The organism is Bradyrhizobium elkanii USDA 76, assembly GCF_023278185.1.
Taxonomy (GTDB): domain Bacteria; phylum Pseudomonadota; class Alphaproteobacteria; order Rhizobiales; family Xanthobacteraceae; genus Bradyrhizobium; species Bradyrhizobium elkanii.
On record NZ_CP066356.1, the window covers coordinates 6,649,730 to 6,665,684 of the forward strand.

General features: G+C 65.8%; 13 protein-coding genes. 7 read left to right on the forward strand and 6 right to left on the reverse strand.

Going from position 1 to position 15,955, the window contains the following annotated elements; all coding sequences use genetic code 11:
• Positions 1-22: 22 nt before the first annotated feature.
• On the forward strand, positions 23-781 hold the full coding sequence (locus JEY66_RS31910) for a GntR family transcriptional regulator (RefSeq protein WP_018270420.1): 759 nt from the start codon (positions 23-25) through the stop codon (positions 779-781).
• A 133-nt stretch (positions 782-914) separates the two neighbouring features.
• Here JEY66_RS31910 and JEY66_RS31915 read toward each other — a convergent pair whose 3' ends face one another.
• Positions 915-1,334: a nuclear transport factor 2-like protein gene (locus JEY66_RS31915; protein WP_018270419.1), complete on the reverse strand. Its 420-nt coding sequence runs from the start codon at positions 1,332-1,334 to the stop codon at positions 915-917.
• Between the two features lie 153 nt (positions 1,335-1,487).
• On the opposite strand from JEY66_RS31915, the gene JEY66_RS31920 reads away from it, so the two are divergent.
• A complete protein-coding gene (locus JEY66_RS31920) occupies positions 1,488-2,723 on the forward strand; it encodes an amidohydrolase family protein (protein ID WP_018270418.1) in 1,236 nt (411 codons plus the stop codon).
• A 265-nt stretch (positions 2,724-2,988) separates the two neighbouring features.
• On the forward strand, positions 2,989-4,203 hold the full coding sequence (locus tag JEY66_RS31925; RefSeq protein ID WP_018270417.1) for a mandelate racemase/muconate lactonizing enzyme family protein: 1,215 nt from the start codon (positions 2,989-2,991) through the stop codon (positions 4,201-4,203).
• Between the two features lie 154 nt (positions 4,204-4,357).
• On the opposite strand, the gene JEY66_RS31930 is transcribed toward JEY66_RS31925, so the two are convergent.
• The 3 genes from JEY66_RS31930 to JEY66_RS31940 form a co-directional block, all read right to left on the reverse strand.
• On the reverse strand, positions 4,358-5,590 hold the full coding sequence (locus tag JEY66_RS31930) for an ABC transporter substrate-binding protein (protein WP_026192454.1): 1,233 nt from the start codon (positions 5,588-5,590) through the stop codon (positions 4,358-4,360).
• A 344-nt stretch (positions 5,591-5,934) separates the two neighbouring features.
• Positions 5,935-7,974, reverse strand: coding sequence for a hydantoinase/oxoprolinase family protein (locus tag JEY66_RS31935; protein WP_018270415.1), 2,040 nt, complete (start codon positions 7,972-7,974; stop codon positions 5,935-5,937).
• Positions 7,975-7,981: 7 nt separating this feature from the next.
• Positions 7,982-9,634 carry a hydantoinase B/oxoprolinase family protein gene (locus JEY66_RS31940; RefSeq protein ID WP_016848223.1) on the reverse strand — a complete coding sequence of 551 codons (1,653 nt, stop codon included), beginning with the start codon at positions 9,632-9,634 and terminating at the stop codon, positions 7,982-7,984.
• A 277-nt stretch (positions 9,635-9,911) separates the two neighbouring features.
• Here JEY66_RS31940 and JEY66_RS31945 point away from each other — a divergent pair, with 277 nt between their 5' ends.
• Genes JEY66_RS31945 through JEY66_RS31960 form a run of 4 tightly spaced genes read left to right on the forward strand, consistent with a single transcriptional unit; the run spans position 9,912 to position 13,134 of the window.
• A complete protein-coding gene (locus JEY66_RS31945) occupies positions 9,912-10,379 on the forward strand; it encodes a DUF305 domain-containing protein (protein ID WP_018270414.1) in 468 nt (155 codons plus the stop codon).
• 12 nt (positions 10,380-10,391) lie between these two features.
• Complete coding sequence (locus JEY66_RS31950; protein ID WP_018270413.1) at positions 10,392-11,849, forward strand: YncE family protein; 1,458 nt, start codon at positions 10,392-10,394, stop codon at positions 11,847-11,849.
• Positions 11,846-12,373 carry an RNA polymerase sigma factor gene (locus JEY66_RS31955; protein WP_016848227.1) on the forward strand — a complete coding sequence of 176 codons (528 nt, stop codon included), beginning with the start codon at positions 11,846-11,848 and terminating at the stop codon, positions 12,371-12,373. The genes JEY66_RS31950 and JEY66_RS31955 overlap by 4 nt, the downstream gene beginning before the upstream one ends.
• Positions 12,370-13,134 (forward strand): anti-sigma factor family protein, encoded by a 765-nt coding sequence (locus tag JEY66_RS31960; protein WP_018270412.1) that lies wholly within the window; start codon positions 12,370-12,372, stop codon positions 13,132-13,134. Before JEY66_RS31955 ends, JEY66_RS31960 begins: the two co-directional genes overlap by 4 nt.
• Before the next feature lie 114 nt (positions 13,135-13,248).
• On the opposite strand, the gene JEY66_RS31965 is transcribed toward JEY66_RS31960, so the two are convergent.
• Both JEY66_RS31965 and JEY66_RS31970 read right to left on the reverse strand, forming a co-directional pair.
• Entirely contained in the window at positions 13,249-14,484 is a 1,236-nt protein-coding gene (locus JEY66_RS31965; protein WP_018270411.1) for an MFS transporter, read from the reverse strand.
• A 263-nt stretch (positions 14,485-14,747) separates the two neighbouring features.
• Positions 14,748-15,593 (reverse strand): CmcJ/NvfI family oxidoreductase, encoded by an 846-nt coding sequence (locus tag JEY66_RS31970; RefSeq protein ID WP_018270410.1) that lies wholly within the window; start codon positions 15,591-15,593, stop codon positions 14,748-14,750.
• Between the last annotated feature and the right edge of the window lie 362 nt (positions 15,594-15,955).

Below are 15,955 nucleotides of genomic sequence, written 5' to 3' on the forward strand. Positions count from 1 at the left end.
CCTTCGAGAGGGATTCGCGGCAATGGCGGGGCGCGCCGACAGCAGCAAGACGGCTGAATCGTCAGACAAGGTCAGCGTGATCTGCCGCGCGCTGCGGCGCGCGATCATCGAGCAGGCGCTGGAGCCCGGCGCCAAGCTGCCCGAGGATTCGCTCGGCGAGCGCTTCGGCGTCAGCCGCACCATCGCACGGCATGCGCTCGGGCAATTGGCGGGGGAAGGCCTGGTCGAGCTGCGCCGCAACCGCATTGCCGTGGTGGCGACGCCGAGCTGGCAGGAGGCGCGCGATGCCTTCGATATCCGCATCGAGCTCGAGCGGCTGGTGGTGCGGCAGCTCGCCGGCAAGCTGACCAAGGCGCAGATCGCCGAGCTCACCGCCCACGTCGACGCCGAGGATCGCGCCCGCGACGGCACCGATGCGGTGTCGATCCGGCTCGCCACCGAATTCCACATCCTGCTTGCTCACATGACGAACAGCCCGATCCTGGTGCGCTATGTCAGCGAGGTCGCCTACCGCTGCTGCCTGACACTGTCGCTGTACAGCCGGCCGCATTCGTCGGAATGCGCGATCAACGAGCACCGCGCGATCATCGCCGCGCTGGCGAAAGGCGACGTCGACAAGGTGATGGGGCTGATGCACAGCCATCTGGATTCCGTGGCGAACCGTGCGCTGGTCGCGCCGAGCCCGCAGCGCGGGCGCGATCTGCTGGATATTCTGGCACCCTATGCCGACGAGGCAACCGGCGAAAAGGTGGTGAAGCTGCCGAAGGCGGCGCGGCGCTGACGCTCCATCACCGTCATCCTGAGGAGGCCGCAACGCGGCCGTCTCGAAGGATCGACGGCCACCGGTCGGGCCGTGCATCCTTCGAGACGCGCTACGCGCTCCTAAGGATGACGGGGATACAAGGTTGCTTCCCCTACGCCTCGATCCCCCGCCGCACCAAAATCCGCTCGGCGCTGTCGTTCCAGACGTCCATCTTGACGATCTGCCCGCCCCGCACCACGAAGCGGTCGACATAGCGGTTGCCTTCGAACGGCGTGCCGTCGGTCCATTCGCCGTAGAGCGTCCCGACGCTGTAGACGACGGTCTCGTCCGTGCCAGGGCAGACATCGAAGCGATCCATCTTCTTCTTCACCCAGCGATAGCGCTTCGCATTGAAGGCAGTCGGCCCGCGCGGATGGTCGAATTCGCGCCCGCCGGTGAAGGTGATCACCGTGCCCGGCTTCATATAGGCCGCGGCCGCATCCGGATCGGGAATCATCGACGCCGTCAAATAGGCCTCGACGATCTCTGCGTCGGACATCGGGCGGGCATCGGCTTTGGCTGGTGCGGACATGGGGGCCTCCGGAGATAATCAGGACTCTACAATCTGGCCGCCAAAGTGTATGCATATTTTTTAGACAATCGAACCATAGAACTGCACACAATCTGGTGCTGCCGGATCCCCACCCCTCCGCTAGGCTGAAACCATCCTGATGTTTGCTCGCCGATGATCGCGACACCTGCCTTTGACCTTGTCTTCCGCAATGCCGTGACGCGCAGCTCCGCCGCCGCGGTCGATATCGGCATCGCCGGCGGCAGGATCGCCGCGATCGCGCCGCGCCTCGTGTGCGAGGCGGTCGAAGTCGACCTCAACGGCCGGCTGGCGTTGCCCGGCTTCGTCGACACCCATATCCATCTCGACAAGGCCTGCCTGCTCGGCCGCTGCGGCCACGATCACGCCAGCCTCAGCGAGGCGATCCGCGCGGTGTCGGCGATGAAGCGCGACTTCACGGTCGAGGATGTCTATGCGCGCGGCTCAAAAGTGATCGAGCGCGCGATCACGGCGGGCACCACGCGGATGCGGACGCATGTCGAGATCGACCCGCGGATCGGGCTGCGCGGCTTCGAGGCGGTAAAGGCCTTGAAACGCGACTATGCCTGGGCGCTCGACCTCTCGCTTTGTGTCTTCCCGCAGGAGGGCCTGATCAACGATCCCGGCGCCGACGCGCTCTTGGTCGCGGCGCTCAACGACGGTGCAGAGGCGGTCGGCGGCTGCCCCTATGTCGACAGCGACCCGAACGCGCATATCGCGCGCATCTTCGACCTCGCGCAGGAGTTCGACGTCGATGTCGACCTCCATCTCGATTTCGACCTCGATCCCTCCTGGTGGCACATGGAGGAGGTCTGCCGGCAGACCGAACGGCGCAACTATCACGGGCGCGTCGCGATCGGGCACGCCACCAAACTCTCCGCGCTGCCGCCTGATCGGTTGAAGAAAGCCGGCGCTCGGCTCGCCGAGGCCGGCGTCGCGGTCACCGTGCTGCCGGCGACCGATCTCTATCTGATGGGACGCGACGCCACCCACAACGCGCCGCGCGGGCTGACCGCCGCGCACCGGCTCGTCGCCGATGGCGTGCTGTGCTCGGTCGCGACCAACAATGTGCAGAATCCGTTCACGCCGTTCGGCGATGCATCGCTGCTGCGGATGGCCAATCTCTACGCCAATGCGGCGCATGCCGGGATCGGCGAGTTCGATGCCTGCCTCGATCTCGTCACCGACCTGCCGGCACGGCTAATGAACCTCAAGGATTACGGCATCGCGGTCGGCAATCCCGCCGACATCGTCGTGCTCGATGCCGACAGCGGAACCAACGCGATCGCCGAACTGCCCGACGTGCTGATGGGCTTCAAGCGCGGCCGCAAGACCTTCGAACGCCAGCGCCCGACGCTGTTCCGGCCGTAGACCCGAACACTCCCTCCCCGTCATCCTGAGGTGCGAGCTCTTGCGAGCCTCGAAGGATGCACGGCCCCATGAGATCCGCGCGGAAGGAGCCGGGCCGTCGCCCTTCGAGACGCGCGCAAGAGCGCGCTCCTCAGGGTGACGGTGAAAGAAGAGGCGAGTGCCGCCTTGCCAATACGCATTGTCGCCTTGCCCTGGCGCGAATTGACGCCCTCGCCGATCCGTTGTTGAACGTCCTCAACACCAACAAACAGCCGGGCAGGAAACCATGAGCAAATCCACCACAATCAAAAGCGTCGAAACGCTCGCCTGCGATGCCGGGTGGCGGAATTATCACTTCGTCAAGGTGACGACGACGGACGGGCTGGTCGGCTGGAGCGAATATGACGAGGGCTTCGGCGCGCCCGGCGTGACGGCGGCGATCGAGCGGCTGTCGGCGCGGGTGGTCGGCAAGAACGCGTTCGAGCACGAGCGGATCTATGCCGAGCTGTTCGCCGCGACGCGCCCTGCCGCCGGCGGCGTGGTGGCGCTGGCGCTAGGCGCGATCGAGAACGCGCTGCTCGACGTCAAGGCCAAGGCGCTCGGCGTGCCCTGCTACGACCTGCTCGGCGGCAAGATCCGCGACCGCGTGCGGGTCTACTGGTCGCATTGCGCGACCTGGCGCATCAATCATCCCGACTGGTACAAGCCGGCCATCACCGATCTCGACGGCGTCAAGGCGATCGGGGCCGAGGTGCGCGAGAAGAAATTCACGGCGATGAAGACCAACATCTTCGTCTACACCGACGGCAAGCCGCAAGGCTGGCGCCCCGGCTTCGGCTCGCCGTTCCAGCCCGAGATCAACATCGACCGCACTGTGCTGCGCAATCTGTGCATGCATCTGGAGGCGATCCGCGACGGCGCAGGGCCGGATGTCGATCTTTTGCTCGACCTCAACTTCAACGCCAAGACCGAGGGCTATCTGAAAATCCTGCGCGCCATCGAGAAGATGGACATGTTCTGGGTCGAGATCGACACCTTCAACCCGCAGGCGCTCGGCTATATCCGCCGCCAGAGCCCGCACCCGATCTCGTCCTGCGAGACGCTGCTGGGCCTGCGCGAATTCCTGCCCTATTTCACCGAGCAAGCGATGGACGTCGCGATCATCGACACGCCGTGGAACGGGGTCTGGCAATCGATGAAGATCGCCGCCGCCGCCGAGCATTTCGAAGTCAACGTCGCGCCGCATAATTTCTACGGCCACCTCTGCACCATGATGAACGCGCATTTCTGCGCCGCGGTGCCGAACCTGCGCATCATGGAGACCGACATCGATCGGCTGGCCTGGGACCACGAGCTGTTCACCCACGTGCCTGAATTCGTCGACGGCAATCTCGTGATCCCGGATCGTCCGGGCTGGGGCACCGAGCCGAACGAGGAAGGCCTGCGCGCGCACCCGCCGAAGAACAAGGGCGGGCTGTTGAATTACGGGTTGAAGAAGTAGGCGGTCAAACTGCCAGACCCGTCATCCTGAGGAGCGGCGCCTTCGCCGCGTCTCGAAGGATGCACGGCCACAGTCGGGCCGTTCGCCCTTCGAGACGGCCGCTGCGCGCCCTCCTCAGGGTGACGGTGATGGAGTTGGCCGTGTACCGCCAACCTCAATTATCCTCGCGCACTGCCGTGAACGCGCTGTCGATCACGTCGCCGATCGGCTGCCAGGCATTGCCGTCGAACTGCACCAGCCGCATCTGCTTGATCGGGCGGAAGTCCTTCGGTCCGGTGTTGATCACGATCCCGGGCAGCGCGATCGGGCTCTGGTAGTCCTTCAGCGACGCGGCCTGCCGCATGATGTTCTCGCGCGACAAATCGTCGCCGCACTGACGCAGCACCTGCATCAGCGTATCCGCAGCGGCGTAGCCGAACACGGCGTAGATGTCGTCCTTGTCGCCGTCAGGATAATACTTGTCCATGAAGGCGAGCCACGCCTTGATCTGCGGATCGTCCTTCCAGGACGCATCGCCGGCATCCTTGAGGAACGAGGTCGAGATCACGCCCAGCGAATTCTGCAGGCCCGCCGGCCGCAGCGCGCTGGCGATCGAGGCCGACGCGTTGTCGAGGATGAACACCGGATGCCAGTCGAGGTCGGCGGCGACGCGGATCGCGCGCGCCGCGATCGCCGGCGCGCCGTCGAACACCAGAATGTCGGCGCCGGAGTTCTTCAAAATTCCGATCTGGTTCTGGATCGCGGTCTCCGATGCGTCGAAGGCGAGATCGGCGACGATCATGCCGGCGGTGTCGCCGAGCCCTTCCTGCAATCCCTTGAACAGGTCGCGGCCGAACTGATCGTTCTGCCAGAGCACCGCGATCTTGCGCGAGGGATAGGCCGCCTGGATGTAATTGGCGTAGATCCGCCCCTCGGCGCGGAAGGTCGGCTGCCAGCCCATGGTCCAGGGAAAAGTCACAGGATGCGCCCACGCCTCGTCGCCGGAGGCGACGAACAGCTGCGGCACCTTGTTCTCGTTGAGGTACTTCCGGACCGCGAGATTGCTCGGTGTGCCGAACGAGCCGAACATCAACAGCACGTCCTGCTTCTCGACGAGATCGCGGGTCTGCTCCATCGCGGTCTTCGGATTGGAGCTGTCATCGACCGAGACGAACCTGACCTTGCGGCCGTTGATGCCGCCATGCTCGTTGACCATGTCGAAATAGGCCGCCTCCGCCCGCCCGATGGTCGCGAACGCGGCCAGCGGCCCGGTGTAGGGCATGACGTTGCCGATGCGGATCTCGTTGCCGGCCGCCGTCTGCGCCTGCTGCGCGCGCAACGGCGCCGCCGCGAGGACAGCTGCGAGGACGAGGGATATCGAAAGCGCAGTTTGTCTTTTTGTTTGCATCAACATCGCCACAAACGCCGGCGGCTGGCCGGCGCTCCTCCCGAGCGAGCGGAGTTTATCGCCCAAGCCAATGCCGGAAAAATGAAATGTTGATGGCGGAGGCAGGCCTTCTTTCACCCCCCGCAAGCGCAGGGCAATCGCATATGGCAGCGAAAAGCTTGGCGGCGCTATTTCCACATCGTCATGGCCGGGCTTGTCCCGGCCATCCACGTCTTTTTCGCGCGGAAACCAAGACGTGGATGCCCGGCACAAGGCCGGGCATGACGAGTCTGTGGAGGGATCGAGCGCACATGCGATAGCCCTCCCCCGCAAGCGGGAGAGGGAGCGCAGTTCCCGCATGGCGATCAGCGCAGTGTTATGTCGAGCCAGCCGAGCGGGTTGACGGCGACGCGGTCGCCGCTGTCGACCAGGACGGTCGTGGTTTCGGCCTCAATGATCGCAGGACCGGCCAGCGCTTGACCTGGCTTGAGATCGTCGAGCGCGTAGACCGGCACCTCGCGCCATGCACCGAACCAGGCCTGCCGCTTGCCGCGCGGCGCGCAGGGCGCAGCCGAGCTGGCCTTTCCGGCATCACTGCTGCCGCGCGCCACCTTGCCGACCGCGGCGACGCGGGCGTTGACGAACACCACCTCCTGGCCGCGCGAGGCATAGGTGTAGAGCTCCTCGTGGCGGCGATGGAAGCGCTCCTCGATCTGCGCCACCAGGTCGGCGGCGCCGAGATCGAGCTCGCCGAGCGGGACGTCGATCTCGAACACCTGCTCGCCATAGCGCATCTCGGCCGAGCGCTCGATGGCGATGTCGCCCTTGAACCAGTCGCGCAGCCGGCCGGCGGCCTGCGCCTCCAGCCCGGCGAACAGCGCCCTCACCTCATCGGCGGAAATCCGGCCCGTGCCGTAATGGGTGCGGCTGACCTCGTAGCGCAGATCGCTGGTCAGCATGCCCCAGGCCGATAGGACGGATGCGACCGTCGGCACGATGATGCGCTTGATCTCGAGTTCGCGCGCGACTTCGGCGGCGTGCATGCCGGCGGCGCCGCCGAAGCTGAGCAGCGCGAATTTGCGGGGATCGACGCCGCGGCGCAGCGTCATCAGACGGATGCCGTCGGCCATCTTCAGATTGATCATCTTGTAGATGCCGGCGGCAGCCTCGATCCGCGACAGCTCGAGCGCTGCGGCGATCCGGTCCACCGCCGCTTCCGACGCCGCACGGTCGAGCGGCCGCGCACCGCCCATGAAGGCCGCGGCATCGAGATAGCCGAGCACGACATTGGCATCGGTGATGGTGGCGGCCGTGCCGCCATTGCCGTAGCAGGCCGGCCCCGGCACCGAGCCCGCGCTCTCCGGCCCGACCCGCAGCGTGCGGCCGCCGTCGACGCTCGCAATCGAGCCGCCGCCGGCGGCGATGCTGGCGATATCGAGGCTGCGCAGCGCAATGCGCTGGCCGGCGAGCATGCCGTCCGCCGACAGCGAGGCCTGGCCATCTGCGATCAGCGAGATGTCGGTCGAGGTGCCGCCCATGTCGAACGGCACGAGATCGGGAATTCCGAGAAGATCCGCGCAGCGGCGGCTGCCGGAGATGCCGCCGGCCGGCCCCGACAGCACCGTGCCCGCGGCGAGCCGCGAGGCTTCCTCCACCGGCGCCATGCCGCCATGCGACAGCACGACGAACAGCGAGCCCGCAAAGCCGGCTTCCGCGAGGCTGCGCTCCAGATTGGTGAGATAGCGCCGCACCGTCGGCGCGACATAGGCGTTCACGATCGTGGTCGAGACGCGCTCATATTCCTTGATCTGCGGCAGCACGTCGCTCGAACGCGACACGCTGACGTCGGGCAGCTCCTTGGCGAGCTGCTCGGCGGCGGCAAGCTCATGCGCCGGGTTGAGATAGGCGTGCAGGAAGCAGACCGCGACCGAATTCGCACCCGAGCGTTTCACCTCGGCGATGACATCGCCGAGCGCTGTGGCATCGAGCGCGACCGCGGCGCTGCCGTCGGCCTTCAGCCGCTCGCGCACGCCAAAGCGGCGCTCGCGCGGCACCAGCGGCTCCGGCGGCGGCGTGCGCAGATCGTAGCGATCCGGCTTCAGCCCTTCGCGCATCTCGACGACATCGCGGTGTCCCTCGGTGGTCAAGAGCGCAACCCTCGCGCCCTTGCGCTCGAGCAGCGCATTGGTCGCAACCGTCGTGCCGTGCACCAGGCGATCGGTCGCGGCGAGCATCGCCGTGCGCGTCACGCCGAGCCGGCGCGCCAGCTCTTCCAGTCCCGCCATGACGCCGATCGACTGATCGGCCGGCGTGGACGGCGATTTCGCAAAAACCGTGCGCCCGGTTTTGTCAGTTGCAACCAGGTCGGTGTAAGTGCCGCCGACGTCGACCCCAATCGTATACATCGCTGCTCTACACCGCTTTCGAAACCAAACCTTGCGCAAGATCGCGCGCCCGCGCTTCCGCGGAGCGCTTCTCGGGTGGCCCCCAGCCGCCGCCGCCGGAGGAGCGGATCTCGAGGCAGTCGCCGGGGCGCAGCTCGATGCCGACTTCTTTCGTCTTCAGGACGCGCGGCTCGCGTCCTTCCGAGAGCAGCCGGTAGTGGTGCGGCTTGCCGTCTTTGCCGCCGAGCATGCCGCAGGGACCATGGCGCGCACCGTCGCCGGCGGTGTTGCCCTTGGCCGGCTTCTGCGTCTCCAGCACCATGTCGAGCGCCACGCCGAGCCCGCCGCGATGCTGGCCGTCGCCGCCGGAGTCCGGCCGGAATTCGTGCTGGCGGAAATGCAGGGGGAAGCGCACTTCGGCAACCTCGATGCTGCCGAATTTGAGCCCGCCGACCGAGTGCCATTCGCCGATCGACGAATAGCCGTCGCCGCCCGGCGATGCGCCGCCGCCGGGCCGAGCCTGGAACATGTGCCAGATGAAATTCCGTCCGTTGCGCGGGTCCTCGCCCTGGATCGCGATGCGGAATCTGCGGCCCCACCCGCCCATCACGCGATCCGGACAGGACGCCGACATCGCCTTGATGATGGCTTCGACGATCTCGTTGGAGGGATGGCTGGTGCACAAGGTGACGGGACGGCCGGGATCGGCCCAGACGATCGTGCCCTGCTTCGCCACCACTTTCAGCGGCCGCAGCGCGCCGGTGTTCTTGGGAATGTCGGCGTCGATCAGATAGGCGAAGGCCATCGCGACCGCGGCCTGCATGTTGGCATGTGAGGAATTGACGAAGCTGGTCGACTGCGGATCGGAGCCGGTGAGATCGACCTCGATGTCACTGCCCTTCTTCGTCACCTTGGCGGCGATCTTGATGTCGGTGCGGCCGTGGCCGTCATCGTCGAGCAGCGCCTCGCCGTAGAATACGCCGTCCTTCCAGGCGGACACCACGGCGCGGGCCTGCTGCTCGGTCGCGTCCAAGATCGCCTCGATCGCGGCTTCGACCGTCTCCGCGCCGAACTCGCTGAACAGTTTGGAGACGCGGCGTTCACCGAGATGCGCGGCTCCGAGCATCGCCGCGAGGTCGCCGCGGAATTCACGGGGGTTGCGGATGTTCAAAGCCAGCAGATCGAGCAGGTCCTCGCGCGGCTTGCCGGCCTCGTAGAGCTTGATCGGCGGAATGCGAATGCCTTCCTGATAGATCTCGGTGGCGGCCGGATTGTAGGCGCCGTGGGTGGCGCCGCCGATGTCGCTCTGATGCGCGCGCACGATGGTCCAGAGCAGCCTTTTTCCCCCGTCGAATACCGGCACAAAGGCGGTGAGATCGGGCAGATGGCTGCCGCCCTGATAGGGATCGTTGAGCAGGATGACGTCGCCGGGCGCGACATCCTTGAAGCGCTCCTCGACCGCGAGCGTCGCCCAGGGCAAGGCGCCGACATGAACCGGAATGTGGTCGGCCTGCGCGATCAGCCGCCCGTTGGTGTCGCAAATCGCCAGCGAAAAATCGCGGCTGGAATTGAGGATCTGCGAATAGGAAGTGCGAAGCATCGCTTCGCCCATCTCCTTCACGATCGACGACAGGCGGTGCTGGACGACGGAGCGGGTGATCGGATCGATCTTGGCGGACATTTTTGCCCTTGTGGGCGCATGGGATTGCGCAGAGAGGACCGGGAACCGGTCGATCGGGACCGGATTTCCTCTTATAGCCAGCGGCTCGCCGTTCGCAAATCGGGCCGGTTCGGCCGGACCGGACCATTCCGTCGATCAGCAAGTCGTGATCGACAGGAAGCGACCTGGCGACGGAATAGAACTCGCGCTGCTGCGTCCCACCCATGCAAGCCGGCCCCGAGGCCCAATGCCGAGGCCGGACCGCTCGGGCTTCCCCGACAACTCCCAGGGTGACGCAATGCTTCCTCGATTCCTCAGACCCGGCCTCGCGCCGCTCGCCGCGGCTGCGCTGCTCGCCGTCGCCGCCGCGGCTGCGTTCGCGCATGACGACCATCATCCGGCCCAGAGCGCACAGACGGCCGAAGAGAGCGCCTTCCTCGCCGAAAACGATGCGGCGATGACCAAGATGATGAACGACATGGCGGCCAAGCCGAGCGGCGATATCGATCGCGACTTCGTCGCGATGATGGCGCCGCATCATCAAGGCGCGATCGACATGGCGGTGATCGAACTCCGCTACGGCAAGAACGAGCAGCTGCGCCGGATCGCGCAGGAAATCATCGTCGAGCAACGGCAGGAGATCGACGCCATGAAGCTCGCGATCGGCGATCCGGTCACGGCGTCCGCGCCCGCCCCGACGCAGCCGGGCCCGGCGCCCGCCGCCGCTCACGATCATATGAACATGTCCCACGGAATGAAGAACTAGGAGTTTGGAGCGATGAACCGTCATATCCTGAAAAGCCTGCTGGCCACGACCGTGCTGGCGATGTCGAGTTCCGCCTTCGCCGGCCAGGCGCCGGGCGCTGCATCTGCGCCCGACATTCCGATCAGCCATCACGACCGCGTCTACGCCGCCGAGCAGTTCTCGAACACGGTGTCGGTCACCGACCCGGTCGACAACAAGCTGCTCGGCGTGATCCGGCTCGGCGACCCGCAGCCGGGCAATTTCAGTCCGCTCTACAAGGGCCAGGTGCTGGTCCACGGCATGGGCTATTCGCCCGACCACCGCACGCTCGCCGTGGTCTCGATCGGCTCGAACTCGGTGAGCTTCATCGACACGGCGACCAGCTCGGTCAAGCACGTCACCTATATCGGGCGGTCGCCGCACGAGGCGTTCTTCACGCCCGACGGCAAGGAAGTCTGGGTCACCGTGCGCGGCGAGAACTACATCTCGGTCATCGACGCGCAGAGCTTCAAGGAAACGACGCGCATCGAGGTGCCCGCGGGACCCGGCATGCAGATCTTCTCGCCCGACGGCAAGTACGGCTACATCTGTTCGTCGTTCAATCCGGAGACTGACGTGGTGTCGGTCGCAGACCATCAGATCGTTGCGAAAGTGAAGCAGGAGAGCCCGTTCTGCCCGAACATCGCGGCGACCCCGGATGGCGACCAGGTGTGGTTCACGCTGAAGGATGTCGGCCGGACGCAGGTGTTCAACGCCAAGCCGCCGTTCAACCCGATCAAGACCATCGACACCGGCCCGATCACCAACCACGTCAATTTCGCCAGGACCTCAAAGGGGACCTTCGCCTATGTGACCATCGGCGGCACCAACGAGGTCAAGGTGTTTCGAACCGATGATTTCTCGCAAGTCGCGACCATCCCCGTCGGCAATCTGCCGCACGGCGTCTGGCCGTCCGGCGACGGCACGCGGATCTATGTCGGTCTCGAAAATGCCGACGCGCTGGCCGCGATCGACACCGCGACCAACAAGGTGATCGCCAACATCCCGATCGGCCAGGCGCCGCAGGCTATCGCGTATGTGCCGAACGCCGCACCAAATCCGGATGACCGCCAGAACCTGCAAGGTCTCGGCGTCGCCGGCCAGGCCGCTCACCTCGCGCTCGCACCGAAAAAGGAAGCCAAGGGCGAGAAGCCGCCGACCAGCGTCTCGCTGTTCGATCAGGGGCTGATCCAGGTGCTGCAGGCTTCCGTGACCGGGCTCGAGCCGAAGCAGCGCTACGTGCTGGGATTGGCCGAACACGCCGACGGCGGCGGCATGGTGGAGCCGCTGGCAGCCTTCATGACCAATCCGGCCGGCTCCGCGATCGTCAACGCGGCCGGCCCGATCCGGCAGATCGTGCAGAGCGCGGCCAGGACCGAGCGGCGCTACCTCGTCATCGCATCCGGCGAACCGGCGAAACTCGGCGCGGTCGTGCAGGTACAAGCGCCATGAGCGACATGCTGCACCTGGTCGAGCCGCTGATACCCGCCTTGCGGCGGTATGCGCGGGCCCTGGTCCGCGACCACGCGGCGGCCGACGACCTGGTGCAGGATTGCCTGGAACGCGCCGTCATCCACTGGGAGCAGCGGCGGTCGGACAATCCGCGCCCGTGGCTGTTCGCGATCCTGCATAATCTCGCCATCAACCAGTTTCGCCGAGCAACGGTGCGCGGCGTTCATGTCGCGATCGACGAAACCAACGAGGGTTCGTTCGGCCAGGAAGCGGCGCAGGAGCACAAGGTCATGTATCGCGACGTCATGGCGAAGCTTGCCAAGCTTCCGCATGACCAGCGCGCAGTCCTGCTGCTCATCGGCGTCGAGGATTTGTCCTACGCCGATGCCGCGAAGGTGCTTGGCGTGCCCATTGGCACGGTGATGTCACGCCTCGCGCGCGCCCGCGAGCGGCTGCATCACGAACTGGAAGGGACGCCCGGCGACCTGGATCATAATGTCGTGCAATTGCGGAACAAGACATGAGCAACCGACCCATTACAGAAGACGATCTGCACGCCTATGTCGATCGCGCGCTCGAACCGGAACGCGAGGCCGAAGTCCGAGCCTATCTGGACAAGCATCCGGACGTGGCCAAACGCATCGCCGCCTACTCCGATGAGCGTAATCTTTTGCGATCGGCGCTGCTGCCGATCGCCGAGGAGCCGCTGCCGCCGCGGCTCAACCTCGCCAGGATGATCGAGAGCCCGCGCCGTCGTCCTTCGTCGTTGCGCTGGGCCATCGCGGCGATGCTGATGCTCTCGATCGGTGGCCTCGGCGGATGGATGATCCGTGGCGCAACGCTTGCGCCAGCCGGCGGGCTCGCAGCGCTCGCTGAGGAGGCAAGCGATTCCTACAAGGTGTACGCCTCCGATCACACAAGGCCGGTGGAGCTGCGTGACAGCACCGAGCTTGTGCAATGGGTCTCCAGCAGGTTGCGTCAACCGGTCAAGCTGCCGGATCTCACCAGGTCGGGATATCGTTTGATGGGCGGACGGGTAGTGCCGACCGCACATGGTCCTGCGGCCATGTTCATGTACGACGATGACCGGGGGGACCGGCTTGTCGTCCTCACCCGTCCGATGACGTCGGACCAGAACGCGCCGATGGCCGCTCATTCGGGGGACGATATCGCGGTTTTCTCCTGGGCCGACGGCGGCACGGGCTACAGTCTCGTGGGACCGGGCGCGGCCGAACAGCTGAAGCCGCTTGCCAACGAGATTCGCAAGCAGGCGCAGACGATCTGATCGGAACGGCGCGCTAAAGCATGATCCGGAAAAGTGCGAAGCGGTTTTACGAAAAGATCATGCTCAAACAAAGAGCTAAGGCGCGATGACGATTCAACCCAATCTCATCGCGCTTTAGGGCCTGGTGTAAATCAGGAACAGCACGATCCCGATCACCAGCGCGCCGGCGATGAACAGCAGCACCGCGGGCAACCCGAACAGCGCGGCGACGCCGGCGGTGCTCGATTGCAGCAGCGCCGCGCCGAGGAAGAACGCGAGGTTGACCGACGACAGCGCCTTGCCGGTGTTCTGGGCGGCGACGAGCTGCCGCGTCATGCCGTAGATCAGCGGCTGCGCCGACGTCGCGAGCCCGATCAGGATCAACAGCGCCAGGTCATATTGCGTCGGCATCACGGCGACGCCGAACAGGTTCGAGACCGGGAAATGCGGTGCACCGGCCGCCATCAGGACGAGCAGCAGCGCGGCGATGGCGTGCGTCACCGCCACCATGGCGCGGCGGTGCCCGAACTTGCGATCGAACGCGCCGATGCAGGCCGGGCCGACGATCATCGCCAGCGTGAACAGGCCGAGCACATTGCCGGCCTCGATCCGGCTCAGCCCTTTCTCGTCCATCAGCCACGGCCCGCCCCACAAGCCGCGCAAGGTCAGCGACGCGCCGAGCGACACCAGCGACAGCGCGATCAGGCCGCGCAGGCCACGTGACATGCCGAGCCGGAGCACCTCGGCCATCTGGTGCAGCGGCGAGGAATCATCCGCGTGCGCGGCGGGCTGCCGCGGCACCAGCGCGAACACCGCGATCAGCACCACAATGCCGAAGCCGGCCGAAACCCAGAAACCGGCGCGCCAGCCGAACTGATCGACCACGAAGGCCAGCGGGCTTGCCGACAGCAGCATGCCGATATTGCCGATCGAGAGGATCAGACCGGACCACAGGCCGAACTTCGCCGCCGACATCTGCTTGGCCGCGAGCGTCATCGGGCACATCAGCATGCCCGATGTGGCGACGCCGAGCATCAGCTGGCCTAGCACGAAGCTCGCGGGCCCCGTGGCGAGCGCCGAGACCAGCGTTCCGATCACGGTCCCGGCGAGCAGGCTCAGCGACACCGGCCGCACGCCGAAGCGATCCATCGCAGCGCCGACCGGGATTTGCGAGGCGGCAAAAGAGAAATGATAGATCGAGGTGAGGCTCGCCAGCGCCTGCGGCGAGGTGCCGAAATCCGACGCCATCAGATCGAGGCTGATCGCCGGGATGGTCCGCAGCAGCGTCGACAGCATGTGGCCGGAGGCCAATGCCAGAAGTGCAAGCACCAGGGCGCGGAACCCGATCCCCGCCTCTTCCTTCGTCACCACGCCGTCCACGAATCGCCTCTTCCCCGAGCGGTTTGGCGACGGGCGTAACATTATTGGGCGGATGGTGCCAAGTTTGAGGGGCAGCGCGATTTCGCGCCCATCGTCTTCGCCTCTCCCGCTTGCGGGGGAGGCCGGATCGCATCGTCAGATGCGATCCGGGTGGGGGCTCTCTCCACGATACGACTCGCGGCGAGAGCCCCCACCCCGACCCTCCCCGCAAGCGGGAGAGGGAGCGCACCTATGACGCGGTAACGTTCTTCGTCCTACTGCTTGTGGAACACCAGCGTACGCAGCTCGATGCTCTCGCGCGGCGCGGCGTCCGCGGGCGTGGTGGGATCGACAAACGCCGTGTGCGGCCCGAACCGCGTGCGGCCGTCGGTCGCCGAATCGTAGCATTTCAGCAGGATCGCCTCGTCCGGCGTCACCTCGGGAATGTAGAACCAGCGGTGGTTCGGATTGTACTTCACCGAATAGGTCTCGCCGCTGCGGTTCGGATAGATCAGGTCGGAGGCAATCAGATCCTCCGGCGCCACTGTCGTGCCGTCGGCCATCGCAAGCGGTGAGTCGCGCAACGGACCGCGGATCGGGCGCCACAGATTGATCACCTGGACGCGGCCCTTGACGAGTTGCTCGGCGTCGTCGGGCAGGTGCTCGAATACCCGGTTGCGGCCCGAGGCGGCAGTCTGGTCGACATGGACGCGGGTCGCGGGCTGGCGCGGTCCGCCGCCGCGAATATCCGCTGCACCCTCGACGCGCTTGCGCACGGTGTGGTCGAAGATGAAAACACGATCCGCCTTCAGCGTCGCCTTCAGGAAGGCTTCGACGGCGGGGTAGTAGACGTTGCGGACTTCGTTGTCGTCGTAATAGTCCTTGACGCTGGTCGGATGCTTGACCAGCGCAAAGCCCTCGCGGTCGAGCGAGAAGCTGTCTGATATCAGCCGCCCGTCAAAAATCGGAACGTTGTGGGCTTCGGGCAGCGCGGTGGATTTGGGCTCGCCGGGCGGCGGATCGAAGGCGTAGGTCCGGGGCTTGCCCGGCGTCGGCGCGAGATAATTCAGTTCAGCGGTCACAAACGGCAGCGACTCGATGCGAGTTTGTTGAAGGCCCATGGTGATCTCCCGGACTCGATTGTTCGTGCCTTTGATCTTGGCGGCGCCGGGCGCAGTGGCAAGGCCGCGGCGAAAATAGCAACGTTGCGGTTTTGGAATGTGCCAAACGGGGAAAATCCTTGCCGCGCGGCAGCCTGCGGACGAATGGATGTTTTTGAGATCACGGGTTCGTTAGCGGAGGCATCTGCTCACGGGGAGTGGGTGCGTAGCGAAACGGCGGAAGACATTGCTCCACGTCATCCTGAGGTGCGAGCGCAGCGAGCCTCGAAGGATGCGTGGCCCCGCTCGTGGCCGTCGACCCTTCGAGACGCCGCTTCGCGGCTCCTCAGGTTGACGGGAAAGGGTCCGTCGCATGTTGCGCG

Bases quoted from the DNA above. Each gene is read 5' to 3' on its own strand.
- JEY66_RS31910 (WP_018270420.1), top strand. From the start codon at position 23: ATGGCGGGGCGCGCCGACAGCAGCAAGACGGCTGAATCGTCAGACAAG.
- JEY66_RS31950 (WP_018270413.1), top strand. From the start codon at position 10,392: ATGAACCGTCATATCCTGAAAAGCCTGCTGGCCACGACCGTGCTGGCG.
- JEY66_RS31935 (WP_018270415.1), bottom strand. From the start codon at position 7,974: ATGTATACGATTGGGGTCGACGTCGGCGGCACTTACACCGACCTGGTT.
- JEY66_RS31925 (WP_018270417.1), top strand. From the start codon at position 2,989: ATGAGCAAATCCACCACAATCAAAAGCGTCGAAACGCTCGCCTGCGAT.
- JEY66_RS31955 (WP_016848227.1), top strand. From the start codon at position 11,846: ATGAGCGACATGCTGCACCTGGTCGAGCCGCTGATACCCGCCTTGCGG.
- JEY66_RS31945 (WP_018270414.1), top strand. From the start codon at position 9,912: ATGCTTCCTCGATTCCTCAGACCCGGCCTCGCGCCGCTCGCCGCGGCT.
- JEY66_RS31915 (WP_018270419.1), bottom strand. From the start codon at position 1,334: ATGTCCGCACCAGCCAAAGCCGATGCCCGCCCGATGTCCGACGCAGAG.
- JEY66_RS31940 (WP_016848223.1), bottom strand. From the start codon at position 9,634: ATGTCCGCCAAGATCGATCCGATCACCCGCTCCGTCGTCCAGCACCGC.
- JEY66_RS31920 (WP_018270418.1), top strand. From the start codon at position 1,488: ATGATCGCGACACCTGCCTTTGACCTTGTCTTCCGCAATGCCGTGACG.
- JEY66_RS31960 (WP_018270412.1), top strand. From the start codon at position 12,370: ATGAGCAACCGACCCATTACAGAAGACGATCTGCACGCCTATGTCGAT.
- JEY66_RS31930 (WP_026192454.1), bottom strand. From the start codon at position 5,590: ATGCAAACAAAAAGACAAACTGCGCTTTCGATATCCCTCGTCCTCGCA.
- JEY66_RS31970 (WP_018270410.1), bottom strand. From the start codon at position 15,593: ATGGGCCTTCAACAAACTCGCATCGAGTCGCTGCCGTTTGTGACCGCT.